Here is a 26,187-nt window from a genome sequence, read left to right as displayed (position 1 = left end):
CAGGGCGACGACATCCGAGCAAACATCGAGCTAACACGGGGACATATTTGGCGTGGATCTTGGCGTGTAAGCGTGCGTTTATGCAGGTCAGGGGTGGCGCGCCCGGCAGGATTCGAACCCGCGACCGTCGGTTTAGAAGACCGATGCTCTATCCAGCTGAGCTACGGGCGCTCGGCGGCCCGGCGGGACGCCGGGACACAGTGTAAGGCGGAGCGTCCTCCGGCTCCACATCCATAATGCGGCGACCTGGGGACGCGTCGGGACCGGGCGGTGGGCGGAGGGTCCTATCTTGGGGTGCTGTGGCGGTGGACAGCGAGGTGCCGCTCTCCGGCGGAGACGTGACGGAGGGCGTGGTGCGGGTGGGGAACACGGTGCGCAGGCCGCTTCGGGCGCACAGTGCGGCGGTGCACGGGCTGCTGCGGCATCTGGAGGCGGCCGGGTTCGGCGGGGCGCCGCGGGTGCTCGGGGTGGACGAGCGCGGGCGGGAGATCCTCAGCTGGGTTCCGGGGGACGTGCCGCACCGGCCGCTGCCCCGGTACGCGGTGTCGGAGGACGCGCTGCGGGGCGTCGGGGCGCTGCTGCGGCGGTACCACGACGCGGTGGTCTCCTACGGGGTGCCGGATGGGGACTGGGACCGGGAGGCGTCGAACCTGGACGGGCCTCCGGAGCTGATCGGGCACTGCGACGTGACGCCGGAGAACGTGGTGTTCCGGGCCGGTGCGCCGGCGGCGCTGATCGACTTCGACCTGGCGCGGCCGACGACGCGGCTGTACGACGTGGTGACGGCGCTGCGGCACTGGGCGCCGATCGCCGATCCGGCGGACCGGGACGCGCTGCTCTACGGGGCGGACGTCGCGCGCCGGGTGCGGATCTTCTGCGACGCGTACGGGCTGGACCGGGAGCGGCGGCGGGAGGTGCTGCCGGCGGCGCGGGTGCGGTTCGAGCGGTCGTACGAGGCGATGCGGGCGAGGGCGGCCGGGGGCGGCGGCTGGGCGCGGATCTGGCAGGGTGGGGCGGGCCCGCGGATCAGGCGGGCGCAGGACTGGTTGGAGCGTCACTGGGATGAGCTTGATGCGCGGCTCTGCTGAGGGGCTGGTTCTGGGGGTGGCGCTGGACGCGCTTCTGGGGGATCCGAGGAGGGGGCACCCGGTCGCGGGGTTCGGGCGGTTGGCGTCGGGGTTCGAGCGGCTGGCGTACCGGGATTCGCGGGCGGCGGGCGTCGTCTACGCCGGGGTCCTCGTGGGCGGTGCCGTGGTCTCGGGGGTGCTGCTGGAGCGGGTCGCGCGGGGGCCTTCGAGGGTCGTGCTCACGGCGGCCGTCACGTGGGCCGTTCTGGGCGGGACGTCGCTGGGACGTGAAGGGCTCGCCATGGAGCGGGTCCTGGAAGAGGGCGATCTGGAGGCCGCGCGGGAGCGGCTTCCGCATCTGTGCGCGCGGGATCCCAAGGGCCTGGACGAGGCGGCGCTGGCCAGGGCGACCGTGGAATCGGTGGCGGAGAACACCTCGGACGCGGCCATCGCCCCGCTGGTCTGGGGGGCCGTGGGCGGCGTTCCGGGGCTGCTGGCCTACCGGGCCGTCAACACCCTGGACGCGATGGTCGGCTACCGGAATCCGCGTTACGAGCGGTTCGGGTGGGCGGCGGCGCGGCTGGACGACGCGGCGAACTGGGTTCCGGCGCGGGTGACGGGAATGCTCGTCGCCCTCTGTTCGGGACGGGATGCCTGGCGCGTGCTGCGGCGGGACGGCGGCAACCACCCGAGCCCCAACGCGGGGCGGTGCGAGGCCGCGTTCGCCGGTGCGCTGGGCGTCCGGCTGGGCGGGACGAACTCGTACGGGGGCGCGGTGGAGCGGCGGCCGGAGATGGGGGACGGGCGGGCTCCGGAGGTCCGCGACATCGGGCGGGCGGTGCGGTTGTCGGCGGCGGTGACGTTCGCGGCGGCGGCGCTGGTGTGGGGGCTGCGGTGAGCGGCGGTCTGCTGGTCGCGGGGACGACGTCCGACGCGGGCAAGAGCGTGGTGACCGCCGGGCTGTGCCGGTGGCTGGCGCGGCGGGGCGTGAAGGTGGCGCCGTTCAAGGCGCAGAACATGTCGCTGAACTCGATGGTGACGGCGGACGGCGCCGAGATCGGGCGGGCGCAGTACATGCAGGCGCAGGCGGCCGGGGTGGAGCCGCGCGCGGTGATGAACCCGGTGCTGCTGAAGCCGGGCAGCGACCGGCGCAGCCAGGTCGTGGTGCTGGGCCGGCCGGTCGCCGAGGTGGACGCGGTCCAGTACGGCGACCACAAGGAATGGCTCCGCGGCGTCGTGAAGGAGAGCCTGGACGAGCTCCGGAGCGAGTACGACGTGGTGGTCTGCGAGGGCGCGGGAAGCCCGGCGGAGATCAATCTGCGCGCCGGGGACATCGTCAACATGGGCCTCGCGAGAACGGCGGACCTGCCGGTCGTCGTGGTCGGGGACATCGACCGGGGCGGGGTGTTCGCGTCGCTTTTCGGGACCGTCGCCCTGCTGGAGCCGGCCGATCAGGCGCTCATCACGGGATTCGTCATCAACAAGTTCCGGGGCGCGAAGGAACTGCTGGAGCCGGGGCTGGAGCAATTGCGGCGGCTCACCGGGCGTCCCGTCCTGGGCGTGCTGCCGTGGACGCTCGGGCTGTACCTGGATTCCGAGGACACCCTGGTCCTGGACGCGCCGCGTCCCGGCGCCGCCGCGCCTTTCGGGAGGCAGACGCTGCGGATCGCGGTCGTGCGGTTCCCGCGCATCTCGAATTTCACCGACCTGGACGCGCTGGCCTGCGAGCCGGGCGTCGTGGTGCGCTATGCCGCCGGCGCCGGCGACCTCGCGGAGGCGGATCTCGTCGTGCTGCCGGGGACGCGGGCGACGGTCAGCGACCTGGCGTGGCTGCGGGAGCGGGGAATGGCGGACGAGATCGTGCGGCGGGCCCGGGAAGGGCGTCCGGTGCTCGGCATCTGCGGTGGCCACCAGATGCTCGCGCGGGAGATCGAGGACCGCGTCGAATCGGGGACGGGCCTCGTCGAGGGGCTCGGCCTGCTGCCCACCAGGGTCGTCTTCGAGAGTGAGAAGACCCTTGGCCGGCCCAGGGGAAGCGCCTATGGCGAGAACGTCGACGCCTACGAGATCCACCACGGCATCGTGTCCGTGGAAGGCGGCGAGCCCTTCCTTGACGGGTGCCGGGCAGGCGCCGTCTGGGGGACGACCTGGCACGGCGCCATGGAGAACGACGGATTCCGGCGCGCTTTCCTGAAGGACGTCGCGGAAACGGCCGGACGCGATTTCACACCGGCGCCGGACGTGGAGTTCGCAGCGCTGCGGGAAGCGACGATGGACGCGCTGGGCGACCTCGTCGAGCGGCATCTCGACACCGACGCCGTGTGGCGGCTCATCGAGAAGGGCGCGCCGGACGGGCTGCCGGTGGTGCCGCCGGGGGGCGCTCCGGCTATCTGATGAGCCCCTGCTCGCGCATCCAGTCGCGGGCGACGAGGACCGGGTCGTCGCCGTTCACGTCGACCTTGCTGTTCAGGTTCCGCATGACGCCGGTGGTGAGCCTCGGGCTGATCTTCGCGAAGAGGCCCGTGAGCTCGGGATGCGCGCGCAGCACCGTCTCGCGGACGGTGACGGCGGGGTTGTAGTTCGGGAAGAAGTGCTTGCTGTCGCCGAGCACGTGCAGGTGGAGCGCCTGGATGCGGCCGTCGGTGGTGAACACCTCGCCGAAGGTGCATTTCCCGCTCGACGTGGCGTTGTAGACGACGCCCGACGACATCTGCCGGACGTTCGTGGCGGGGACGCTCGACCCGTAGGACAGCCCGTACGCCTGGAGCATCCCGCGCAGCCCGTCGTTGCGGGCGAAGAACTCGGGGTCGACGCAGAACGTCCGTTGCGCGGCCGGCACCTTCGCCATGTCGGAGAGGTCGGTGAGCCCGAACCGTTTCCGGTTCGCGGTCGTGACCGCCATCGCATAGGTGTTGTTGAGCGGCGCCGGAGGCGCCAGCCAGGCGATGCGGTTGCGTTTCATGTCGAGGTCGCGGACGGCCTCGAACTGCTTCTGCGGGTCCGGGACCGGGTTCTCCTGCCCGAGGTAGGTGATCCAGCCGGTGCCGGTGTACTCCCAGGCGAGGTCGTTGTCCCCGCTGGTGATGGACTTGCGGGCGGTGACGCTGCCCTGCACGTTGGTGTGGTCGACCGCGTTGGCGCCGGCGGCGGTGAGCGCCAGCACCGCGATCTTGCCGAGGATGATCTGCTCGGTGAACTCCTTCGAGGTGACCCGGATCGTCGCGTCCTTCAGGTTCGGGACGGGGCGGATGGCGCCGGGCTCGATGTGCGGGAGGAACGCCGACGCGGGCTTGAGCCCGCACCCGGCGAGGAGGAGCGGCAGCGCCGGCGCCAGGCCGGCCGCCAGGAGCCTCCGCCGCATCACAGCCCCTTCGGTGCGAGGACCCGGGCCGCCATCCCGCCGAGCCAGTCGATCAGCAGCGCGAGCAGCGCGATGAGGACGCAGCCGGTGAGCAGCACCGGTGTCCGCTGGGTGCTGACGCCGCCGGTGATGAGGTCGCCGAGCCCGCCGCCGCTGATGAACGCGGCGATGCCGGCCGTCCCGACCATGAGCACCAGCGTGGTGCGGATGCCGGCCAGGATGACCGGCGCCGCCAGCGGGAGCTCGACGCGGCGCAGCACCGTGCCCGGCGACATGCCGATGCCCCGCCCCGCGTCGGTGAGGGCCGGATCGACCTGCTGGAGCCCCACCATGGTGTTGCGGAGCGCGGGCAGCACCCCGTAGGCGACGAGCGCGACGACGGCCGTCCAGAAGCCGATGCCCCAGATCACCGCGAGCAGCACCACCACGCCGATCGCGGGCGCGGACTGCCCGACGTTGGCGACCGCCAGCACGAACGGCGTGGCGGGACGCGCCCACGAGCGGCTCAGCAGGACGCCGAGCGGGATCGCGATCACCAGGACGGCGAGCGTGGACGCGACGGTCAGCTCGATGTGCTCCCACGTCTTCTGCCCGACGTAGCGCGTAGCGAGGCTGCGGCGGGCGATGCCGTCGAGGTTCGCGTTCTCCACGTACAGCAGCCAGGCGGCGCCGATCAGGACGATGGCGACCGGCTCCAGCCACGACCGCCAGGACCGCCAGGTCGGCGTGTGCAGCGACTGCCGCGGCTCGGCGGCGGCGCTCGGGTTCTCCGCCGGCGCTTCCCCGGACGGCGCCGGGGCGGCGGGCGGCGGTGCGCTCACGAGGGCCGCCTCCGGGCCCGCGCGCGGTCCCTCATCTCCTTGAGCGCGTTCTGCAGGGTGCCGAGGGTGACGGTGCCGCGGTAGGCGCCGTGCGGCCCGACGACCGGCACCCGCTCGTGCTCGATCTGGATGAGCGACTCGAGGGCCTGCTGGAGGGTGTCGCGGGCCCGGATCGGCGGCGCGACGTCCATGCCGCGCTCGCCGATCGGCCCGGTGACGCCCTCCAGGTCCTCGGGGCGGGCCCAGCGGACGGGCCGGTCCCGCTCGTCCAGGACGATCGCGAAGCCGGTCTCGCCGCCCTCGATCCGGCGCCGGACCTCCGCCGCGTCGTCGCCGGTCCGCGCCCGCGGCACGTCCTGCAGCGGCACGTCCGCGACCCGGCTGAACCGCAGCAGCCGCATCGCCTGCCCGCCGCCGAGGAACTGCTCGACGTACGCGTCGGCCGGGTTCAGCAGGATCTCCTGCGGCGCCGCGTACTGCGCGACGCGCGAGCCCTTGTCGAGGATCGCGATGCGGTCGCCGAGCTTGAGCGCCTCGTCGATGTCGTGGGTGACGAACACGATCGTCTTGCCGAGCTCCTCCTGGAGCCGCAGCAGCGAGTCCTGGAGGTTCCCGCGGGTGATCGGGTCGAGGGCGCCGAACGGCTCGTCCATCAGCATGGCGGGAGGGTCGGCGCCGAGCGCGCGCGCGACGCCGACGCGCTGCTGCTGGCCGCCGGACAGCTCGCGCGGGTACCGGTCGCGGTACCGGGCGGGATCGAGGTCGACGAGGTCGAGCAGCTCGTCGACGCGGGCCGCGATCCGCTTCCTGTCCCACTTCAGCATCTGCGGGACGAGACCGACGTTCGTCGCGACCGTCATGTGCGGGAACAGCCCGGCGTTCTGGATGACGTAGCCGATGTGCCGGCGCAGCTCGGTCGGGTCGAGGCCCAGCGCGTCCCGCCCCGCCACGATGATCTTCCCGGAGGTCGGCTCGATCAGCCGGTTGATCAGCCGCATCATCGTGGTCTTGCCGCTGCCGGACGGGCCGAGCAGCACGACGATCTCGCCGTTCCGGATCGTCATCGTGACGTCGTCGACGGCGGGGGCGGCCTGCCCCGGATACCGCTTGGTGACGTTGATCAGCCGGATCCCGCCGCCCTCAGACACGGACGCCCCGCGGGGTCGTCAGCCGCCCGATCAGGACGAAGCACCCGTCGAACAGCAGCGCCAGGATGATGATCAGCACCGTCCCGGCGAGCGTCATGTTGATCGCGTTGGCGCCGCCCAGCCGGGCCAGCCCGGAGAAGATCTGCTCGCCGAGCCCCGGCCCGGACACGTACGCGGCGATCGCGGCGATCCCCATCGCGAGCTGCGTGCTCACCCGGACGCCGGTGAGGATCACCGGCCACGCGAGCGGCAGCTCGATGCGCAGCAGGATCGCGGTGCGGGTCATCCCGATGCCGCGCGCCGCGTCCACCAGCGTCCGGTCGACGCCGGCCAGCCCGACGATGGTGTTCCGCACGATCGGCAGCAGCGAGTACAGGGTCAGCGCGACGACGCTCGGCGCCACCCCGAGCCCGAGCGGCGTGATGAGCAGGCCGAGCAGCGCCAGCGACGGCACCGTGAAGATCACTCCGGCGGTGCCGGTGGCCACCGCGGACAGCCGGCCGCTGCGGTAGACGGCCAGCCCGATCAGCAGGCCGAGCACCAGCGCGGCCAGCACGCACTGGAACACCATGCTGGCGTGCTGCCAGGTCTCGAACTCGAGCCGCTCGCGCCGGCTGCCCAGGTACTCCCAGAAGTTCACAGCGCCTCCGCCGTGATCACTACCCACCTGCCCGTGCGATCACATGCGCCCGCGCGGGGCAGTCCGGCCTCTCCCGCACCCGTACTAAGCTCGACCCTCAACGACCTCAGTGTTGCGATCGCGTGCGAGGCAATGAGTACGGAGGAATGTCGGTGACCGACGAGCGGTCCAGTCTCATCGTCCCGCTGATGAAGGCGCGGGTTCCGGCGGAGATCCAGCTGGAGTTCCCGCTGCCGCCGGACGAGGAGCCCGTCCGCGACGCGTTCGCCGGCGACCTGTACGTCACCTACGCGCTGGAGATCGCCGACGAGTCGGCGGTGGCGGGCCGCCGCTACGAGCACGTGGCGCCGCGGCACTGCGCCGAGCTCGGCGTCGCGGCCGGCGACCTGCGCCGGCAGGCGGTGATCAACCTGCGGGACCGCAGGCCGGAGCTCGGCCTCAGCTGGTACCCGGACGTGCGCGCCGTGACGGTGACGCTCGGCGAGCCCGGCCCGACGGGCGCGGCGTCGCGGCGGGGCGGCCTGGAGGCGGCGCTGCTGCTCGACGAGGGGTTCCTCGACAAGCTCGCGCAGGACGTGGAGGGCGACCTCGTCGTCGCGGCCCCCGCGCGGGACGTGTTCGTGGCGTCCGGCACCGGGCACCCGGACGGTGTCGACAAGCTGCGCTGGGCGGTCGGCCAGGTGTGGGCGGAGAACCGCGGCGACGGCGTCGCGGACCCGGCGTGGGACGTGCCCGCCGGGAGCCTGCTGACCCACGACCTGCTGGTCCGCCGCGGCACGACCTGGGAGATCCTGGCGGGCTGACCCCGGTCGCGTGCGTGCTGACGTTCCGGGTCAGCCGAGCTTCTTGAACTCGGGCCACAGGCGGGTCCAGGGGCCGCGCTGCCCGCGGCACACCCATACCGGCTTGCCCTGCTCCTGGTTGTCGAGTCCGACGCCGTCGTCGATGCGGCCCACCGGGCGGACGTCCGTCCAGTAGCGGCGCAGGGACGAGCCGTCGGCGACGGTGTCCGGGCCGACGACGATCGCGGGGCCTCCGGTGTCGGGCGGGCGGCCGAAGTACCAGAACCCGTTGTGCCCGCTGTAGGCGCGTGGCAGGCCGAGCTTCGGGCCGTACCGGTCGAGCGCCCCGGCCTCCCCGTAGTTGCCCGTCACGATCACGGCCCTGGCGCGCTCGTCCGGCGGCAGCGTCCGGTAGACGCGCGCGACCTCCCGCGCGAAGCGGGGCCAGCCGACCGTCTCGGCGGAGTCGGCGTTGATGACCGGCTGCGGCGTGTCGGCCAGCCACTTCACCGGGTACACCGGCAGCGTCAGCGCGACGCTGCACAGCGCCGTCACCGCGTACGCGGGGACCGTCACCGCCCAGCCCCACCCGCGCGGCGCGCCGTGCCGCTCGACCTCGACGGCGCCGGCGGCGAACAGCGCCGCCCACAGCCCGGCCAGGTAGTACGGCTTGCCGCCGGTCGCGATGAACACGACGTTCAGCAGCAGGTACGCGTGGCCGAGGAAGCGGAACGGGCGCAGGGCGTCCGACCGGTACGTCCGCCACAGCCCGTAGATCCACAGCCAGGACGGCACGATCCCGGTCATCAGTATCTGGAACGGGACGAAGCCGGGCCGCCCGGCGAAGTCGCCGCTGCCGGCGATCTCACCGGCCATGTCGATCTGCGGCCAGCCGTGCCGGGCCTGCCACACCAGCCCGGGGACCACCGCGACCGCGACCACCGCGGCGCCGGCCGCGAGCATCGGGCGGCGCAGGAAGTCGCGGGGCCCGGAGACGAGCAGGCCCGCGACGATCGCGGCGAGCAGGAACCCGGCCAGGTACTTGACGTTGAGCGCCGCCGCCGCGACCACGCCGGCCGCCAGGAGCATCCGCTGGTCGGACGTCCGCACCCACCTGACCGCGAGCCACACCAGCGCCGTCGACAGCAGCAGGTCGAGCGTCGCGGTGTAGAAGCTGTGGCCCACCGCGACCGCGAACGGGCACACCGCGTAGGAGGCGGCGGTGAGGATCTGGGCGCGGCGCCGGCCGCCCATCTCCCGCGCGGTGAGCGCGGCGACCACCACGCTCGCCGCGGAGAAGGCGGCCGCGGGGACGCGCAGCGCCACGAGCGTGTCGCCGAACGCGGCCGTCGCGGCGCGGGTCAGCAGCGGCAGCAGCGGCGGCTGGTCCGGGTATCCCCAGGCCAGGTGCCGCCCGGCGACGCGGAAGTACAGCTCGTCGCGGTGGTAGCCGTAGCGGGCGGCGACCGCGAGCAGCAGCGCGCCGAGCGCGCCGGCCATCAGCAGCACGGGCCGCCAGGCGACCGGCGCCGGGCCGTCGGGGGAGGTGACGTCTACGGGCCCGGACGCGGCGCCGGCGGGGGCGGACATGCGATCACCGTATGCCGGGAATGTGGCCTAGGTCACGATCATTCCTCCGGCCAGGGCCGGTCATCTCCGCCCGCGGCGTCCCGGAACCGGCCCGGTGCTTCCGCGAACTCCCGCTTGAACGCCTTCGCGAACGCGAACTCCGACGCGTACCCCACCCGCTCCGCGACCGCCCGCAACGGCAGGTCGGTGTCCCGCAGCAGCCGCGCGGCGACCGTCATCCGCCACCACGTCGCGTACGCCAGCGGAGGCGCGCCGACCGTGGCGGTGAAGCGGCGCGCGAACGCGGCGCGGGACAGTCCCGCCCGTTCGGCCAGCGACCGGACGGTCCACGGCCGGCCCGGCTCGTCGTGGACGCCCCGCAGCGCCGCCGCGACCGCCGGATCGCGGAGCGCCGCCGCCCAGCCCGTCGCCTCGCCCGCCGGACGGTCCTCGTACCAGGCGCGCACCATGTAGAGCAGCAGGATGTCCAGGAGCGCGGGCAGCGCGGCGTCACCACCGTGCCGCGTCCCGCCGTCGAGTTCGCGGCCGAGCAGCTCGATGGCCCCGCGCAGCGACGGGTGCCTGCCGATCCGCGCCGGGATGTGGACGACGTCGGGGAGTTCGGCGAGCAGGGGATGCACCCGGGACTGGTCGAGCCGGTACGCCCCGCACAGCATCTCCGTTCGGCCGTCCGCGTCGTGGCCGTTCGCGCCGGCCGGGCCGGCGGCCTGCAGGCGGGTCAGGGAGCGCGCGTCGGCCAGCGGACGGTCCGGGACGTCCGCGATGCCGTGGCCGAGCTCGCGCGGCAGGAACGCGACGTCTCCCACGCTGAGCCGGACCGGGTCGCCCACGGTGGGAATCAGCCAGCAGGCGCCCTTGAGGAGCACATGGAAGCCCGCGCCCTGCTGCGGCTCGAACCGCACGCCCCACGGCGGGTCCAGGACGGTGCGCGAGGAGTGCGGCCGCCCGAGCCGCATGGCGGAGATCGCGTCGCTGAGCACGTCCATGTGTCCGACCGTATCGCGAGACGACCGGTAGCAAGACGAATGGACATGGTGGCTGGACCTTCAGGCATGGGGAGTCTCGCGCGCTCTCCCTACGGTGATCGCAGAGAGCACATCGACAGGGAGGCAGCAATGAGAATCGCCGTCTACGGAGCGAGCGGGTTCACCGGAGGGCTGGCGCTCGCCGAACTGCACCGCCGGGGCATCGCGGCCGTCGCCGTGGGGCGCGACCGCGAGCGCCTGTGCGCGGCCGCCGACCGCGCCGGCGCGCCGGACGCCGACCTCCGCGTCGCGGGCCTCGGCGACCACGCCGCCCTCACCGAGGCGTTCCGCGGCTGCGACGCCGTGGTCAACTGCGCGGGGCCGTTCGCGCTGTGGGGCGAGCCGGTCGTGCGGGCCGCGATCGCCGCCGGATGCCACTACGTCGATACCACGGGCGAGCAGGGCTACCTGCGGCACGTCCTCGACGCGTTCGATGCGGACGCCGCGCGCGCCGGGGTCACGGTCGTCCCCGGCCTGGCCGACGACGGCGGGCCCGGCGACCTGATCGCCGCGCTCGTCGCCGCCCGCCTCGGCGACGTCGACGACCTGCTGGTCGCCGACCTGCGGCGGCCGGGTGCGGTGTCGCGCGGCACCGCGCGGTCGATGGCGGCGGCGGACGGCGCGGCGCCGCTGGATTATCTCGACGGGGACTGGGCCGCCGCGCCCGCCGGCGACACCGGGCGGACCATCGCCCTGCCCGGCGAGCCGGAGAAGGTCGCGGTCGCGCCCTTCGCGCTGCCCGGCGTCGTCACCGTCCCGCGCCATGTGCGGGCCCGGCGCGTCCGGGGCGCGATCCGCACCGAGGTCGCCGCGCTGTTCGGGGGCCTGACCACCGAGGCGGTGGAGAGCGTCCCGGAGCGTCCGGACGAGGCGTCCCGCACGGGGGCCCGGTGGCTCATGCTGGCCGAGGCGTCCGACCCGTCCGGGCGGACCGTGCGCGGGGTGGTCACCGGGACGGACGCGTACGGGACCACCGCGGTGATCGCGGTCGAGGGCGCCCGGCGGCTCGTCGCGGACGGGGCGCCCGCCGGCACCCGCACGCCCGCCGAGGCGTTCGACCCGGCCGGCTTCCTCGGCTTCCTGGAGGCGTCCGGCGCGACCTGGCGGGTCGAGACCGCGTGAAAACCGGTGGGCGGGCGGGAAATCCGGTGCGTACTGTTCGTCCATGATGTCGACCGGACAACTGCTCGCCTTCTCCGCGATGGCGCTGGCCATCATCCTGATCCCCGGCCCGACGGTCCTGTTCGTGGTCGGCCGGGCCCTCGCGCACGGCCGCGGCACCGCGCTGACCAGCGTCGTCGGCAACGAGATCGGCGCGCTGGCGCTGGTCGTCGCCGTCGCGCTGGGGATCGGCTCGATCGTGGAACGGTCCGTCGTGGTGTTCACCGCGCTGAAGCTGGCGGGCGCCGCCTACCTCGTGTACCTCGGCGTCCAGGCGTTCCGGCACCGCCGGTCGCTGACCGAGGCGATCGGCGGCGCGGGCGGCGCCGCCGGCCGCAGCCGCGCCCGTGACCTGTGGCAGGGCTTCGTCGTCGGGGCCACCAACCCGAAGACGACGGTCTTCTTCGCCGCCGTGCTGCCGCAGTTCGTGGACCGCGGGCACGGGCACGTGCCGCTGCAGATGCTGGTGTTCGGCCTGATCTTCGTGGTGATCGCGCTGCTGTGCGACAGCTGCTGGGGGCTGGCCGCCGGCGCCGCGCGCGGCTGGTTCGCCCGGTCGCCGCGCCGGCTCGCCGCGATCGGCGGCACGGGCGGCCTGATGATGATCGGCCTCGGCGTCACCATCGCCGCGACCGGCAGGAAGGACTAGGGCGCCTTCGTGAGGGCCGGGGGAGCGGTGACGGGCGGCTTGCGGCCGAACCGCGCGCGCAGCGGGTAGCAGGCGGCGACCACCGCGAGGCTGACGAGCGAGGCGATCAGCTGCGACCGCTGGGCGTGCATGAAGGCCATCGACGCCAGCACCGCCAGCAGCGCGCCGATGACCAGGCACGACAGGTACGGGTACAGCCACATGCGGTAGGTCAGGCTGCCCGGGTCCTCCCGCCGGAGCCGGGCGCGCAGCCGCAGCTCGGACAGCATGATCGCCAGGTAGACGAACGCCAGGACGACCCCGATCGAGTTCATCAGGAACTTGAAGACCTGGTCGGGCGAGGTGTACGAGGCGATCACCGCCGCCCACGCCGCGACCGTGCCGAGCAGGATCGCGCGGACGGGGACGCCGCGCCGGTTCAGCCGCACCAGCCCGGCGGGCGCGTCCCCGTCCCGGGTCAGCACGTACAGCATCCGGGACGAGACGTAGATCGCCGAGTTCAGCACCGACAGGACCGCGGTGAGGATCACCGCCTGCATCACCGTGCCGGCGGCGGGCACGTCCAGCCGGTCCAGGGCGCTGACGAACGGGCTGGTCAGCACCTTGGCGTCGTTCCATGGCAGGATCGACACGACGAGCAGGATGGACAGCACGTAGAACAGCGCGACGCGGTACAGCACGTTGCCGGTCGCCTTCGCGACGGCGCGGCCGGGCTCCGCGCTCTCGGCGGCGGCGACCGTGACGATCTCGGTGCCGCCGAACGCGAACATCACCGCCACGATCGCGGTGAAGATCGCCTTGACGCCGTTCGGGGCGAAGCCGCCGTGCCCGGTGAGGACGTCCAGGCCGCCGGGGGAGCCGGGCCACAGGCCGGCGACCCAGAGCACGCCCAGCACGAGGAACACCAGGATCGCGGCGACCTTGATCGAGGCGAACCAGAACTCGAACTCGCCGAACGAGCGGACCGAGACGAGGTTGACCGCCGTCATCACCACCAGCAGCGCGGCGGCGAGGCACCACTGCGGCAGGCCGATCCAGCCGGCCAGGATCGCCGCGCCGGCCGTCGCCTCCGCGCCGACGAGGATGACGTACAGGTACCAGTACAGCCAGCCGATCGTGAACCCGGCGAACGGGCCGAGCGCCATCCGCGCGTACTCGGCGAGCGACCCGGCGACCGGCCGCGCCACCACCATCTCGCCGAGCGCCCGGAGCACGCACAGCACCAGGACGCCGGCCGCCGCGTACGAGACGACGGCGGCGGGCCCGGCGGTGCCGATCACGGTGCCGCTGCCGACGAACAGGCCCGCGCCCACCGCGCCGCCGATCGCGAGCATCGTCATGTGGCGGCGGCGTAGTCCGGTCCGCAGCCGGGTCGGGCGGTCGTCGGTGGTGTCGGTCATCGCTCCTGGTTCCGTGTCCGCGGCCGGGGGGCGCGACCCGTGACGGGGTCGTCACTCACCTTAGGGGAGTTCGGGACCTCGGCGACTCGCATATCGGACGTCCAAATAGGGGGCTCCGGGTGGAATGCCCCTGGCCGTACGCTGAGGGTGGCGGTACGGCGAAGGAGACGCGATGGACGTGACGGAGGACGTGCTCGGCCCCGGGTACGAGGCGATCGAGCTGCCGATGGGACGCGACGCCGAGGGCGAGGTCGTGGCGACCCTCGTCCGGCGGCGCGGCGCGGAGCCGTCCCGCCGGGCCGTGCTGTACCTGCACGGGTTCGTCGACTACTTCTTCCAGGCCCACCTCGCCGACTTCTACCTCGGGCTCGGCTTCGACTTCTACGCCCTCGACCTGCGCAAGTACGGGCGGTCGCTGCGGCCGCACCAGACCCCGAACTACGTCGAGAGCCTGACGGAGTACTTCGCGGAGATCGACGAGGCCGTCCGGATCGTCCGGGACGTCGACGGGCACGACACGCTGCTGCTGAACGGGCACTCCACCGGCGGGCTCATCGCCGCGCTGTGGGCCGACCGGGCGAAGGGCAAGGGCCTGGTCGACGGGGTGTTCCTGAACAGCCCGTTCCTCGACATCAACGAGTCCCTGCCGATGCGCAAGGTCGGTGCGGGGCTGGCGCGGGCGCTGCGCCCCCGGTTCCCGAAGGCGGCGCTGCCCGCCGGGGTGAGCGACCGCTACCCGCGCAGCATCCACCGCGACCACGAGGGCGAATGGGACTTCGACCTCGCCTGGAAGCCGATCGAGGGGTTCCCGGTGCGCGCGGCGTGGCTCGCCGCGATCCGCCGCGGCCAGCTGCGCGTGCACCGCGGGCTGGACATCGACGTGCCCGTGCTGGTGATGGCGTCCACGCGCAGCGTCCGGCCCACCCGCAAGGTCCTCGACGTCACCGGTGCCGACGCCGTCCTGGACGTCGCGCACATGGCGAAGTGGGCGCCCCGGCTCGGCCGGCACGTCACCCTCGTCCGGATCGGCGGCGGGCTGCACGACCTGACGCTGTCGGCCGAGCCCGCCCGCGGCGAGGTGTTCGCCGAGCTGGCCCGCTGGATCGCCGGCTACCTGCCCGCCGACCGGTGATCCGCGCCGGCCGGGTCCTCCCGGTCAGCCGGTGATCTTGGAGAGGTCGAAGTCGTCGAAGCCGACGACGCTCTTGTCGGCCTGGTTGCCGCCCCGCTCGATCTGCAGCTTCGCCCCGCCGTTCGGCAGCGGCTGGTCGGCGTCGGTCTTGTCGACGACCCGCTTCCCGTTCACCCAGAGCCGCAGCCGGACCTTCTTGCCGCCGTCCTCGCCCTCGCAGGCGACCTGCACCTTGTTCGGCCCCTTCTCGGCGAAGCCGGGGACGGAGTCGGGGGAGGCCAGCTCCTTGGAGCCGAGGGCGGCGCTGGTCTTGCGGAGCGTCGCGCCCTTGCCGTCGTGCCGGACGAGGAACGTGTACTGCTGCTTGCCGTCGTCGCCCGACCGGCACGCCATGCCGTAGTGCGCGTCCGGCGCGCCCTGCCAGACGGTGACCGTGACGGTCATCAACATCTTCTCCGGGACGTCCTTGGGATCCTTGGGCACGTCTCGCGACCGGGCGGCGCTGTAGGTGTCGACGTCGAGCCAGTACTTGCCGTCCCTGTAGCCGTACTGGCTGCCGTAGAGGCCGCCGCTCCAGCCGGAGTCCTGGCTGGAGAAGTCGTCGCTGAACACGGTGGCGAGCTTGTCCGGCGGGCCGTCCGAGCCGAACACGGTGAACGCCACGACCGCGGCGACGACGGCCAGCGCGGCGACGGCGGCGCCCGCGATGATCAGCGGCCGCTTCGGCGCGCCGCCGGAGCCGGCCGGCCCGCCGGCGGGCGTGGAGTCGCGGCGCGTGGCGTCCGCGCCGAACAGCGTGGCGGGGGCCGGGGCGGGGTGAGCCTGCGGCGCCTGCACGGTCGGCTCCGCCCCGGCGCCGTGCCAGCTCGCCTGGACGGTCTGCGCGAGCACGGCCGGGTCGGGCGTCTGCCCGGCGCCGACCAGGCGGCCGAGCAGCTCCTGGACGGACGGCCGCTTCCGCGGGTCCTTGTCGAGCGCCGCGGCGACGATGTCGCGCAGGCCCGGGTCGAGGCCGTCGAGCTTCGGTTCGTCGTGCGCGACCCGGTAGAAGATCTCCGGGACGGTGTTCCCCGCGAACGGCGCGGTGCCCGTCCCGGCGTAGGCGACGACGCAGCCCCAGGAGAACACGTCGGAGGCCGGGGTGACCGGCTCGCCGCGCAGCAGCTCGGGCGGCAGGTAGTTCGGCGTCCCGACGAACTGGCCGGTCCGGGTCGGGCCGTCGGCCGCGTCGAGGGCGCGGGCGATGCCGAAGTCGATCACGCGGGGCCCGGTGGAGGACAGCAGGACGTTGGCGGGCTTGAGGTCGCGGTGCACGATGCCCGCGCCGTGGATCGCGGCGAGCGCCGTCGCCACCCCGACCGCCAGGCCCTCCAGGTCGGAGCCGGGCAACGGCCCCCGCTCCCGGACCGCGGCCTCCAGGCTCGGCCCGTCGATGTACTCGGTGACCACGTACAGCGGGTCCTGGTCGAGCTCGGCGTCCAGCACGGGCGCCGTGCAGAACCGGCGGACCTGCCGCGCGGCCGTCACCTCGCGCCGGAACCGGTCGCGGAACGGCGCCTCCCCGGCCAGCTCGCGGTTGATCACCTTGACGGCGACGCGCCGCCCGCCGGCCTCCTCGCCGAGGTAGACCGTGCCCATGCCGCCGCGGCCGAGCCGTCCCACCAGCCGGTAGGGCCCGAGCTCGGTGGGGTCCTCGGGGCGCATGGCCTCGCCGTTCTCTCCTGCGTGCGTGGTCATGGTGTGAAGTTCCTGGGGAGGGGGTTGCCGGGAGGTTGCGGGGGTTTCGGGTAGCACCCTAGTGGCCGCCGACGTTTCAGACGCGCGGAGGACCGGCCGGGTTCGGGCGGCACGGGTGGTTCGCGCGCCCCGGCGGCTCAGCGCGACCGGCGCGCGCGGGGCAGCGTGCGGAACGGCGGGATCTTCTCGCCGGTGAGCCCGAACGCGTACGCCACGACGCGGCTCGACCAGCGCTGGCAGCCCACGGCCAGGCCGTAGAGCGGGCGCGGATAGCGGCCGGTGAACGGGATGACCACCCAGCTCACCAGCATGACCAGCACCAGCGCGGTGTACATGAGCAGCATCACCAGCAGGTGCGGGATCACCAGCAGCCCGCGCAGCAGCGTGAACCAGCGCCGCGGGCCGCGCCACACCTGCGGGAACGGCAGGTCGACCACGACGGTCTCCTCGTCCGGCCCCGGGGGCGCGGCCTTCGCGGGCGGCGCGGCGGCGGACGCGCCGTCGTCGGGCGCTCCGCCGGCGGGCGGCACGGAGGGACGCGGCTTCGGGACGTCCGCCGGGGCGGGAACGGGAGCGGGAGCGGGCGGCGGCGGGGCGGGCGCCGCCTCCGGACGCCGCCAGGTCGCCGAGACCGTCTCCGCGGTCCGCGCCGGATCGGCGGCCTCCTGCCCGACGAGCCGGGCGAGGAGCCGCTCGGCGGTCGGCCGCCTCCGCGGGTCCTTCGCGAGCGCGGAGCCCACGATCGCGCGCAGCCGCGGGTCCAGGCCGTCCAGCACCGGCTCCTCGGCGCCGATCCGCCGGAACGTGTCCGCGACCGACTCGCCCTGGAACGGCGGGCGGCCCGTCCCGGCGTAGGCGATGACGCAGCCCCAGGCGAAGACGTCCGACGCCTGCTCGACCGGCCCGCCGTGCAGCACCTCGGGCGCGATGTAGGACGGGGTGCCGACGAACTGGCCGGTGCGGGTGGGGCCGTCGGCCGCGTCGAGGGCGCGGGCGATGCCGAAGTCGATCACGCGGGGCCCGGTGGAGGACAGCAGGACGTTGGCGGGTTTGAGGTCGCGGTGCACGATGCCAGCGCCGTGGATCGCGGCGAGCGCCGTCGCCACCCCGACCGCCAGGCCCTCCAGGTCGGAGCCGGGCAGCGGCCCCCGCTCCCGGACCGCGGCCTCCAGGCTCGGGCCGTCGATGTACTCGGTGACCACGTACGGCGGGTCCTGGTCGAGCTCGGCGTCCAGCACGGGCGCCGTGCAGAACCGGTGGACGCGGCGCGCGGCGGTGACCTCCCGGCGGAACCGGGCGAGGAACGCCGGCTCCCCGGCCAGCTCGCGGTTGACGACCTTCACCGCGACCCGGCGCCCGTCCGGCTCGGCGGCCAGGTACACGGTGCCCATGCCGCCGCGGCCGAGCCGGCCGAGCAGGCGGTAGGGCCCGAGAACGCGGGGCTCGTCCTGTTCGAGGGGATCGGCGGTCCGAGTCGTCATGGAGGCAAGATTAGGGGAGCCGGCGCCGTGCTGATCATCGTTAGGGGATGATCGTCAGGGGACGAGGAGCAGCTTCCCGGTGGTGCGGCGCGCCTCCAGGTCGGCGTGCGCGGCGGCCGCGTCGGCGAGGTCGTACCGCTTCCCGATGTGCAGCCGGAGGGTGCCCGACACGATCCAGCCGTACACGTCGGCGGCGCGTTCCAGCAGCTCATCGCGGGTCGCGGTGTAGTGCGCCAGCGTCGGCCGGGTCAGGAACAGCGACCCGGCCGCGTTCAGCCGCTGCGGGTCGAACGGCGGCACCTTCCCGCCCGCCGCGCCGTACAGCGCGAGGACCCCGCGCCGCCGCAGGCTCGCCAGGCTGCCGTCGAACGTGGGGGCGCCGACGCCGTCGTACACCACCGCGACGCCCTCGCCGCCGGTCAGCTCCCGCACCCGGTCGGCGAAGCCGTCGTAGTCCAGCACCTCGTCGGCGCCCGCGTCGCGCGCCGTCCGCTTCTTCTCGGGCGTCGAGGCGGTCCCGATGACGCGCGCGCCCGCCGCCTTGGAGACCTGCGTGAGCAGCAGGCCCATCCCGCCCGCCGCCGCGTGCACGAGGACGGTGTCGCCGGGCTTCACCTCGTGCACCGAACGGGTCAGGTAGTGCGCCGTCAATCCCTGCAGCAGCGCGGCGGCCGCGTCGTCCAGCCCGACGCCGTCCGGGACGGGCACGACCTTGTCCACCGGGACCACGGCCTTCTGCGCGTACGAGCCCTGCACGTTCGACCACGCCACCCGGTCGCCCACCGCGACGTCGCCGACGCCCCCGCCGACCGCCGCGACCGTCCCCGCGCCCTCCACGCCCGGCACGTACGGCAGCGGCTGCGCGTAGGCGCCCGTCCGGTAGTACACGTCGATGAAGTTGACGCCGCTCGCCGCCACGTCGACGAGCACCTCCCCGGGCCCGGGCACCGGGTCGGGACGCTCGCCGGGCACCAGCACCTCGGGGCCGCCGCTCTCGGAGACGACGATCGCGCGCATTTCCACTCCTGCCGTTCGGGGAACCTACGACAACGGCGAACCCGGTGCCCGCACCGGCTATTCCGTCAGACCCAGTCGCGCATCGTGCGGCTGACGAGCGCCACCGCCTCCTCGACCCGGGACGCGACCGTCTCGGGATCCCAGATGTCCTGCCGCGCGCAGTCCTCGAACGCGATCCGCGCCGCCGACGAGTAGAACGCCACCACGATCCGGGGCCGAAGGTCGCCGAGCGGGTCCACGCCCTCGCGCCGCGCGATCTCCTCGGCGAGCTTGTTCTCCGCGGCCTGGTACCGCGCCATCTGCGCCGAGATCAGCGACGGCGTCGCCTCGATCACCCGCCGGACCCGGCGGAACCGCTCGCTGTCGGCGGGGTCGCTCCCGGCGATGGTGCGCAGCACCACCCGCAGCGACTCGAACAGCGCGGTGAACGGGCGCTCCTGCGGCGGCCGCGCCGCCAGCGCGTCCTCCAGCACCTGGTCGTGCTCGGCGAGGAAGCTCGTGACGACGTCCTCCTTGGTGGCGAAGTAGCGGAAGAACGTGCGCTGCGACACCTCCACCGCCGCCACGATCTCGTCGATCGTCGTGGCCTCGTAGCCCTGCGCGAGGAACAGGTCGAGCGCCGCGTCGATCAGCGCGAGCCTGGTCCGCTGCTTCTTGCGCTCGCGCAGCCCGGCCAGCTCGTGCCCGGTGCGGTGCGGGGCGTCCTCGTGCTCCTGCGGACCGCCTTCCGGTGGATCCGGTTCCTCGCCGGCGGGGGCGGCGGTCATCGGCTGACTCCTTCTCCGGGCCGGGCGCCGGACGCCCGTCTCAGAGAGGCTTCTATCACGGACGGTACCTCCGGATCAGAACCGGGTTCCGCTCGCCGGAACCCCGCACCAGGAGAACACCTTTCGACTCTCCGCGTTTTCCCTGCGCGAGGCCCCCGCTTGGGGTCATCCTGAGAGCCGGTCACCAACCGTCGCCGTCCGATCGCCCACGGTCGTCCGGAAGACGGTCCGGTCCATGCTGAGGCGGCTGATGCGGGTGTCTGTAGTCGAGGGACGAGATATCGCCGAGGTGCGTCGCCGGCACCTGGCGGCCCTGGCGGGCGAACTCCACGCCAGGGGCCTGACCTGCCGGTTCGCCGGGCCGGGCGAGAGCGTGCTCAGCGTCCACGGCGCGGGTGCGGGCGCGGACCGGCGGCTCATGGTCGTCGCCACCCCGGTCGGCACCGGCTGGTCCTACCTGTGGCCCGGCGGCATGGCCGATGTCACCACCGCCGCCGACGTCGCTGTGTCCATTTGCATCGCCCTCGGCGTCAGGCCCTAGGGGGCCTTCCTTCAACGGGCGCTGCGTGCGATCGCTGTGTTGATTGCACCGCCCTCGGCGGTCGGGCCCTGGGGGCCCTCCCTTCAACGGGCGATGCGGGCGATCGCTGCATCGCTCCGGCTCGCCCTGGGGGCTCGCTGCGCGATCGGATTCTCGCAGGCTCGAATCCGGCTTCGCTCGCGATCGCTACGGCCCGGCTCGCCGCGCGGCCCGGGCCCCGCCTTGCCCGGTGGTCGCCGGGGTCTCTAGACTCGGTCGCGAACGTATGTTCGAACGGCCGCATGCTCCTTCCCCCGTGCGGCGAGCACGAGGGGGAGGCAGATGACACGCGTGTTCGGCGACCCGGTGGACGTCTGGGCGAGCGACGGGCGTCCGGTCCGGTTCGTCTGGCGTGGCCGGCTCTACCGCGTCCGGCGGGTCCTGGAGCACTGGGTCACGACCCGCGACTGGTGGCGGGAGCAGCATCCCGACGGCGAGGCCACCGGCGAGCGGGAGTTCTGGCGGGTCGAGGCGACCCCGGACCGGGAGATCGGGGTCTACGAGCTGCGTTACGACGCGGTGTCCGACAGCTGGCTGCTATCCCGGGTATGGGATTGACGTGCACCTTCACGTCGCTTCGGCGTATTCGCTCCGGTACGGCGTGGCGCCGCCCGCCGCGCTGGCCGCGCGCGCGGCCGACCTCGGCCTGGAGACGCTCGCGCTGACCGACCGGGACGGCCTGTACGGCGCGGTCCGGCACGTCCAGGCGTGCGACGCCGCGGGGATCGGCGCGGTCGTGGGCGCCGACCTCGGCCTCGCCGGCGGCGAGCGCGTCGTGGTGCTGGCCGAGGGCCGCACCGGATGGCGGTCGCTGTGCCGGCTGGTCACCGCGGCGCACGCGGCGGGCGAGCGGGGGCACCCGGTGACCACGCGGGAGATGATCGGCGCCCATGCCGAGGGGCTCGTGGTCCTGCTCGGCCCCGCCTCCGATGTGGGACGGGCGATCGCGGCGCGGCGCCCCGACCTGGCGTCCCGGCTCCTCGACGCCTGGCGGGCGACCGCCGAGACGGTGATCGAGATCGTGGACCACCACGACGTGGGCGACGGGCACCGGGCGGCGCGGACGCTCGCGCTCGCCCGGGCGTCCGGGGTGCCCGCGGTGCTCGCCAACGCCGTCCGGTACCTCGAACCGGCCGACCATCCGGTGGCGCAGGTGCTGGACGTGACGCGGCGCCTCGTCCCGCTGGACCGCCGGCACCTCGACGACCGCACCGGGCACGCCTACCTGAAGTCGGTGCCGCAGATGCGCCGGGTCGCGGAGCTGGCCTGCGGCCCGGACGAGGCGGACGAACTGCTCGCCGAGACCCGGCGGCTGTCCGAGCGGTGCGTCCTGGATCCGGGCCGCGACCTGGGGATGGACGCGGTGCACCTGCCCGAGGCGGCCGGTGACCCGCACGCCCGGCTCGCCGCCCGCTGCGCCGAGGGGATGGCCCGGCGCGGCCTCGCGGGGTCGCGGCGCGCCGAGACGCGGCTCGCCGACGAGCTGGGCGTGATCGCCCGCAAGGGGCTCGCCTCGTACTTCCTCACGGTCGCCGACGCCGCCGCGCTGATCCGGTCGCGCGGCATCCGCTGCGCGATCCGCGGCTCGGGGGCGGGCAGCCTGGTCAACCACCTGCTCGGCATCGGCGACCTCGACCCGCTCCGGCACGACCTGGTCATGGAGCGGTTCCTCGCCGACAGCCGCGAGGGCCTGCCCGACATCGACCTCGACGTGGAGTCGGCGCGGCGGCTGGAGGCGTACGAGGCGCTGTTCGCCCGGTACGGCGCCGACGGCACCGCGTGCGTGTCGATGATGGAGACCTACCGGGCGCGCAGCGCGATCCGCGACGTCGGCAACGCCGTCGGGCTGCCGCCGCAGGAGATCGACGCGATCGCCAAGGCGTTCCCGCACATCCGCGCGAGCCAGATCGGCGCCGCGCTGCGGGACCTGCCGGAGCTGCGGCAGAGCAACCTGTCGCAGGGCCGCCTCGACGTGCTGTTCCGCATCGCCGAACGGCTGGACGGCCTGCCCCGGCACATCGCGATGCACCCGTGCGGGGTGCTGCTGTCCAACGCGACGCTGCGCGACCGGGTGCCCGTCGAGCAGAGCGCGCTCGGGTTCCCGATGAGCCAGTTCGACAAGGACGACGTCGAGGCGATGGGCCTGCTGAAGCTCGACGTCATCGGCGTCCGGATGCAGTCGGCGATGGCGCACGCGGTCGCCGAGGTCGCGCGGACCACCGGCGAGGAGATCGATCTGGAGGCCGTCCCGCGCGACGACCCCGACACCTTCGCGCTGATCCGCACGTCCCGCACGCTCGGCTGCTTCCAGATCGAGTCGCCCGGCCAGCGCGAGCTGATCGGCCGGCTCCAGCCGTGGAACCTCGACGACCTCGTCATCGACATCTCGCTGTTCCGCCCCGGACCGGTCAACTCCGACATGGTGACGCCGTTCCTGGACGCCCGTGCCGGGACCCGCGCCCCGGACTACCCGCATCCCGACCTCGAACCGGTGCTGCGGGAGAGCCTCGGCGTCGTCGTCTTCCACGAGCAGGTGCTGCGCGTCCTCGACGTGATGACCGGCTGCGGGCTGTCGACGGCGGAGGCGGCGCGGCGCAGCCTGAACCACGAGCGCGGCCAGGCCGTCGTCGGCGCCTGGTTCCGCGAGAAGGCCCTCGCGCGCGGCTACGGCGAGGCGACCGTCGAACGGGTCTGGCGGACGCTCACCGCGTTCGGCGCGTTCGGGTTCTGCAAGGCGCACGCCGCGTCGTTCGCGCTGCCGACCTACCAGTCCGCCTGGCTGAAGCGGCACCACACCGCCGCGTTCTACGCCGGCGTCCTCACCCACGATCCCGGCATGTACCCCAAGCGGGTCATCCTGGACGACGCGCGGCACTTCGGCGTCCCGATCCTGCCGCTGGACGTCAACCGGTCCGCGCCGCAGTGGCACGCCGAACCCGTCTCCGAGGGCGGCGCCACCGGCATCCGCGTCGCGCTGAACGAGGTCAGGGGCATCAGCGACGCCGAGGTCGGCGCGATCGTCGGCGCGCGGCCGTACGCGTCGCTGACCGACTTCTGGCGGCGCGCCCGGGTGTCCCGCCCGACCGCCGAGCGGCTCGTCCTCGCCGGGGCGTTCGACGCGCTGTACCCGGGCGGCCCCGGCGGCGGGCCGGTGCCGCGCCGCGACCTGCTCTGCCGGGTCGGCGCCCTCGACCGCGTCACCTCCCGGCCCCGCCGCTCCGGCGCCGCGCCCGTCGAGGGGCAGCTGCCGCTCGACCACGAGGACGGCGACGGCGGCCTGTCCGGCGCCGAGCCCGGCCTCGCCGAACCCGTCCCGCTCGGCGAGCTGCCGCCGATGACGCCCGCCGAGATCGTCGAGGCCGAGCTGGACGTCCTCGGCATGGACGTCAGCCGGCACGTCCTCGGGTTCTACGACGGGCTCCTCGACGGCCTCGGGATCGTCCGCGCCGCCGCGCTGCCGGGCCGCCCCGCCGGATCCGACGTGCTGGTCGCCGGGGTGAAGGTCGCGACGCAGACCCCTGCGGTGCGGTCGGGCCAGCGCGTCATCTTCGCCACGCTGGACGACGCCACCGGCCCCGTCGACCTGGCGTTCTTCGAGTCGGTGCAGGAGCGGTGCGCCGCGACCGTGTTCGGCTCGTGGCTGCTGGTCGTCCGGGGCCGGGTCCGGCACGCCGGGGCCCGCGCCGTCTCGATCACCGCGACCGCCTGCTGGGACCTGAACACCCTCTACGAGGAGTGGCGGCGCGGCGGCCTGGACGCCGTCCGCTCCGCGATGGCCCGGCGGGGACCGCAGGGCCGCCCGGCCGGCCGCCGCGTCGTCCAGCCGACCGGTTTCGCGATGTCCCCGTACTCCGACATCGGCCATGCCGGACCCGCCGTCAAACGGCCCCCGCGCGCGCCCCTCTGGCACACCAGCGGAGGCTCGTCCGGCCCGTCCCCGAACTAGTCGCGCGCCACCTGGAGGCGGGTGATCTTGAAGACGGTGGCCATGCACAGCGCGGCGGCGAGCGCCTGGAACGCGGACGCGGCGACGCCCACGTGCACGTCGAAACGGGCGTCGGCGAGCGTGTCGACGCTGCCGTGGCCGAACATCCGGGCGAGCAGCAGGCCGACCAGCGCGCACGCCCACCAGGCGGCCACGACGAGGCCCGCCGCCTGCCGCTCCGTCGTCCGGTACCGGCCGCTGTTCACCCACACCTCGTAGACCATGCGCGGCGGCAGCCACAGGTTCACCACGGGGCAGAACCAGCCGAGCAGCACCCACGCGCGGTGGTGCCGGTGCGGCCCCGGCGACTGCCCGTACGCGCGCCACAGCCACGCCAGGTACAGCATCCCGGTGACCGCCGCCATGATCGCGCCGATCAGGAACACGTCCTGGTACGGCGTGAGGGCCTTGTCCGTCACGGACGCGTCGTAGGTGTCATGAGTGGCGTCGTGCAGCGGGCGCGCCATCCGCAGCAGGCTGATCCCCGACCCGAGCGAGACGAACGCGTCGAAGCCCAGCAGCATGAACACCGCCACCCCGACGGCGCGGAAGTCGCGGCGCCGCGCCCAGGCCCCGCATGCCGGGCACCGGGCGACCTCGGACGGGATGATGTCGCCGCATAGCGCACACGGCATGGTTTCACCTCCGAGGGCCCCTTTTTACCGTTCGCTGCTTCGGATACTACGTATCTTTGACTGGCTTGGGCCCCGAAGGGTTCGCGCTCTTCCAGGGGATCTTTCGGGAGCGGCCGCCGCTACCGGCCGAGGACGAGGCGCCCCGTCACATACGTCACGGCGGCGGTCACCAGCAGCCACGCGGCCAGCCGCCGCAGGCCGCCACCGGCCACGAGCCGGGCCGGCTGGAACCCCGTCACCGCCGCCAGCGACCACCACTCCGCGGCCAGCGCGATCGTCGCGTACAGCGACCCGTACCCGAGCACGGCGAACGTCAGGACGACGCCCGCCGGGGTGACGGTGTGCGCGAACAGCGCCGGGCCCCGCTCCCGGCCGCGCAGCCCGCGGCGCAGCCCCGCGAGGACCACGCCCCATCCGGCCGCGCACAGGATCCAGATGACCACCACGGTCACGGGGATGCCCTCGATCGACTCCGGTGCCAGTGCCGTTCCCCCGTGCTCCTCCGATGTGCGCGCCGCGGCGCCGTGCTCCGGTCCGCAACCCGCTAGGCCATCAGGCCGGACTCCCACGCCCACGCCGCGACCTCGACCCGGTTCCGCGCGCCCAGCTTGCGGTGCACGCTGCCGAGGTGGGTCTTCACCGTGGACAGCGACACGAACAGCTCCCCGGCGATCTCCTCGTTCGTGCGGCCGCGCGCGACGAGCCGGATCACCTCCAGCTCCCGCTCCGTCGGCTGCTCGCGGGGCGGCGCGGGCGCGGCGGGCGGGCGCGCCAGGTGCTCCAGCAGCCGGACGGTGATCGAGGGCGACACCAGCGCCTCCCCGTTCGCCGCCGCACGCACCGCCTCCAGCAGCAGCGCCGGCCCGCTGTCCTTGAGCAGGAACCCGACCGCGCCGCCGCGCAGCGCCCCGTACACGTACTCGTCCATGTCGAACGTCGTGACGATCACCACCCGGGGCGGGTCCGCCACGTCCGGGCCCGCGACGAGCCGGGTCGCCTCCAGGCCGTCCATCTTCGGCATCCGGATGTCGAACAGGCACACGTCCGGGCGGAGCCGCCGGGCCAGCGCCACGGCCCCGGCGCCGTCGGCCGCCTCCCCGACCACCTCCATGTCGGGCTGCGAGTCGACGATCATCCGGAACCCGGTCCGGACCATCTCCTGGTCGTCGGCGATCAGTACGCGGATGGTCACGGGATCATTTTGCCCTG

General features: G+C 74.0%; 24 protein-coding genes and 1 tRNA gene. 10 read left to right on the top strand and 15 right to left on the bottom strand.

Annotated features, from left to right (window positions below):
- Positions 1-94 precede the first annotated feature (94 nt).
- Positions 95-171, bottom strand: a tRNA-Arg gene (locus J4557_RS34645).
- Positions 172-299: 128 nt separating this feature from the next.
- Here J4557_RS34645 and J4557_RS34640 point away from each other — a divergent pair.
- Genes J4557_RS34640 through J4557_RS34630 form a run of 3 tightly spaced genes read left to right on the top strand, consistent with a single transcriptional unit; the run spans position 300 to position 3,461 of the window.
- A complete protein-coding gene (locus tag J4557_RS34640; RefSeq protein WP_307800383.1) occupies positions 300-1,088 on the top strand; it encodes a phosphotransferase in 789 nt (262 codons plus the stop codon).
- Positions 1,072-1,965 carry a cobalamin biosynthesis protein gene (locus J4557_RS34635; RefSeq protein WP_243776813.1) on the top strand — a complete coding sequence of 298 codons (894 nt, stop codon included), beginning with the start codon at positions 1,072-1,074 and terminating at the stop codon, positions 1,963-1,965. Before J4557_RS34640 ends, J4557_RS34635 begins: the two co-directional genes overlap by 17 nt.
- On the top strand, positions 1,962-3,461 hold the full coding sequence (locus J4557_RS34630; RefSeq protein ID WP_208270995.1) for a cobyric acid synthase: 1,500 nt from the start codon (positions 1,962-1,964) through the stop codon (positions 3,459-3,461). The genes J4557_RS34635 and J4557_RS34630 overlap by 4 nt, the downstream gene beginning before the upstream one ends.
- On the opposite strand, the gene J4557_RS34625 is transcribed toward J4557_RS34630, so the two are convergent.
- Genes J4557_RS34625 through J4557_RS34610 form a run of 4 tightly spaced genes read right to left on the bottom strand, consistent with a single transcriptional unit; the run spans position 3,454 to position 7,037 of the window.
- Positions 3,454-4,428 carry a glycine betaine ABC transporter substrate-binding protein gene (locus J4557_RS34625; protein ID WP_208270994.1) on the bottom strand — a complete coding sequence of 325 codons (975 nt, stop codon included), beginning with the start codon at positions 4,426-4,428 and terminating at the stop codon, positions 3,454-3,456. The two genes, J4557_RS34630 and J4557_RS34625, sit on opposite strands and share 8 nt — an antisense overlap.
- Complete coding sequence (locus tag J4557_RS34620; protein ID WP_208270993.1) at positions 4,428-5,249, bottom strand: ABC transporter permease; 822 nt, start codon at positions 5,247-5,249, stop codon at positions 4,428-4,430. The genes J4557_RS34625 and J4557_RS34620 overlap by 1 nt, the downstream gene beginning before the upstream one ends.
- Positions 5,246-6,397 carry an ATP-binding cassette domain-containing protein gene (locus tag J4557_RS34615; RefSeq protein WP_307800381.1) on the bottom strand — a complete coding sequence of 384 codons (1,152 nt, stop codon included), beginning with the start codon at positions 6,395-6,397 and terminating at the stop codon, positions 5,246-5,248. Before J4557_RS34615 ends, J4557_RS34620 begins: the two co-directional genes overlap by 4 nt.
- Positions 6,390-7,037: an ABC transporter permease gene (locus J4557_RS34610; protein WP_208270992.1), complete on the bottom strand. Its 648-nt coding sequence runs from the start codon at positions 7,035-7,037 to the stop codon at positions 6,390-6,392. The genes J4557_RS34615 and J4557_RS34610 overlap by 8 nt, the downstream gene beginning before the upstream one ends.
- 152 nt (positions 7,038-7,189) lie before the next feature.
- Here J4557_RS34610 and J4557_RS34605 point away from each other — a divergent pair, with 152 nt between their 5' ends.
- Positions 7,190-7,840, top strand: coding sequence for a DUF1444 domain-containing protein (locus tag J4557_RS34605; RefSeq protein ID WP_307800379.1), 651 nt, complete (start codon positions 7,190-7,192; stop codon positions 7,838-7,840).
- Between the two features lie 30 nt (positions 7,841-7,870).
- Here J4557_RS34605 and J4557_RS34600 read toward each other — a convergent pair whose 3' ends face one another.
- Together J4557_RS34600 and J4557_RS34595 are read right to left on the bottom strand one after the other, a co-directional pair.
- A complete protein-coding gene (locus J4557_RS34600) occupies positions 7,871-9,409 on the bottom strand; it encodes a glycosyltransferase family 39 protein (protein ID WP_208270990.1) in 1,539 nt (512 codons plus the stop codon).
- A 38-nt stretch (positions 9,410-9,447) separates the two neighbouring features.
- Complete coding sequence (locus J4557_RS34595) at positions 9,448-10,395, bottom strand: AraC family transcriptional regulator (RefSeq protein WP_208270989.1); 948 nt, start codon at positions 10,393-10,395, stop codon at positions 9,448-9,450.
- A 129-nt stretch (positions 10,396-10,524) separates the two neighbouring features.
- Here J4557_RS34595 and J4557_RS34590 point away from each other — a divergent pair, with 129 nt between their 5' ends.
- Both J4557_RS34590 and J4557_RS34585 read left to right on the top strand, forming a co-directional pair.
- Positions 10,525-11,556, top strand: a complete 1,032-nt coding sequence (locus tag J4557_RS34590; protein ID WP_208270988.1) for a saccharopine dehydrogenase family protein — start codon at positions 10,525-10,527, stop codon at positions 11,554-11,556.
- A gap of 43 nt (positions 11,557-11,599) precedes the next feature.
- Positions 11,600-12,244 carry a LysE family translocator gene (locus J4557_RS34585; protein WP_208270987.1) on the top strand — a complete coding sequence of 215 codons (645 nt, stop codon included), beginning with the start codon at positions 11,600-11,602 and terminating at the stop codon, positions 12,242-12,244.
- Here the strand turns inward: J4557_RS34585 and J4557_RS34580 are convergent.
- On the bottom strand, positions 12,241-13,644 hold the full coding sequence (locus J4557_RS34580; protein WP_208270986.1) for an amino acid permease: 1,404 nt from the start codon (positions 13,642-13,644) through the stop codon (positions 12,241-12,243). The two genes, J4557_RS34585 and J4557_RS34580, sit on opposite strands and share 4 nt — an antisense overlap.
- 172 nt (positions 13,645-13,816) lie before the next feature.
- Here J4557_RS34580 and J4557_RS34575 point away from each other — a divergent pair, with 172 nt between their 5' ends.
- Complete coding sequence (locus J4557_RS34575; RefSeq protein WP_208270985.1) at positions 13,817-14,776, top strand: alpha/beta hydrolase; 960 nt, start codon at positions 13,817-13,819, stop codon at positions 14,774-14,776.
- Positions 14,777-14,800: 24 nt separating this feature from the next.
- On the opposite strand, the gene J4557_RS34570 is transcribed toward J4557_RS34575, so the two are convergent.
- From J4557_RS34570 to J4557_RS34555, 4 genes are all read right to left on the bottom strand, one after another.
- Complete coding sequence (locus tag J4557_RS34570; protein WP_208270984.1) at positions 14,801-16,513, bottom strand: serine/threonine-protein kinase; 1,713 nt, start codon at positions 16,511-16,513, stop codon at positions 14,801-14,803.
- 137 nt (positions 16,514-16,650) lie between these two features.
- On the bottom strand, positions 16,651-17,994 hold the full coding sequence (locus tag J4557_RS34565; protein ID WP_208270983.1) for a DUF4389 domain-containing protein: 1,344 nt from the start codon (positions 17,992-17,994) through the stop codon (positions 16,651-16,653).
- 54 nt (positions 17,995-18,048) lie between these two features.
- Positions 18,049-19,011: a quinone oxidoreductase family protein gene (locus tag J4557_RS34560; RefSeq protein ID WP_208270982.1), complete on the bottom strand. Its 963-nt coding sequence runs from the start codon at positions 19,009-19,011 to the stop codon at positions 18,049-18,051.
- 65 nt (positions 19,012-19,076) lie between these two features.
- Positions 19,077-19,778: a TetR family transcriptional regulator gene (locus tag J4557_RS34555; protein WP_208270981.1), complete on the bottom strand. Its 702-nt coding sequence runs from the start codon at positions 19,776-19,778 to the stop codon at positions 19,077-19,079.
- 235 nt (positions 19,779-20,013) lie between these two features.
- Here J4557_RS34555 and J4557_RS34550 point away from each other — a divergent pair, with 235 nt between their 5' ends.
- From J4557_RS34550 to J4557_RS34540, 3 genes are all read left to right on the top strand, one after another.
- Positions 20,014-20,319, top strand: coding sequence for a hypothetical protein (locus J4557_RS34550; protein ID WP_243776812.1), 306 nt, complete (start codon positions 20,014-20,016; stop codon positions 20,317-20,319).
- Between the two features lie 321 nt (positions 20,320-20,640).
- A complete protein-coding gene (locus J4557_RS34545; RefSeq protein WP_208270980.1) occupies positions 20,641-20,916 on the top strand; it encodes a DUF6504 family protein in 276 nt (91 codons plus the stop codon).
- A 1-nt stretch (position 20,917) separates the two neighbouring features.
- On the top strand, positions 20,918-24,304 hold the full coding sequence (locus J4557_RS34540; RefSeq protein WP_307800378.1) for a DNA polymerase III subunit alpha: 3,387 nt from the start codon (positions 20,918-20,920) through the stop codon (positions 24,302-24,304).
- Here the strand turns inward: J4557_RS34540 and J4557_RS34535 are convergent.
- The 3 genes from J4557_RS34535 to J4557_RS34525 form a co-directional block, all read right to left on the bottom strand.
- Positions 24,301-24,978: a DUF4328 domain-containing protein gene (locus J4557_RS34535; protein ID WP_208270979.1), complete on the bottom strand. Its 678-nt coding sequence runs from the start codon at positions 24,976-24,978 to the stop codon at positions 24,301-24,303. The two genes, J4557_RS34540 and J4557_RS34535, sit on opposite strands and share 4 nt — an antisense overlap.
- Positions 24,979-25,097: 119 nt before the next feature.
- Complete coding sequence (locus tag J4557_RS34530) at positions 25,098-25,430, bottom strand: hypothetical protein (protein WP_307800377.1); 333 nt, start codon at positions 25,428-25,430, stop codon at positions 25,098-25,100.
- A gap of 92 nt (positions 25,431-25,522) precedes the next feature.
- Positions 25,523-26,170 carry a response regulator gene (locus J4557_RS34525; protein WP_208270978.1) on the bottom strand — a complete coding sequence of 216 codons (648 nt, stop codon included), beginning with the start codon at positions 26,168-26,170 and terminating at the stop codon, positions 25,523-25,525.
- Positions 26,171-26,187: the final 17 nt, after the last annotated feature.

Origin of the sequence: Actinomadura nitritigenes (assembly GCF_017573545.1) — a bacterium.
In the GTDB taxonomy this organism is placed as follows: domain Bacteria; phylum Actinomycetota; class Actinomycetes; order Streptosporangiales; family Streptosporangiaceae; genus Spirillospora; species Spirillospora nitritigenes.
The sequence above is the reverse complement of the archived record's forward strand: the minus strand, read 5'-3'. Positions and strand labels throughout refer to the sequence as shown.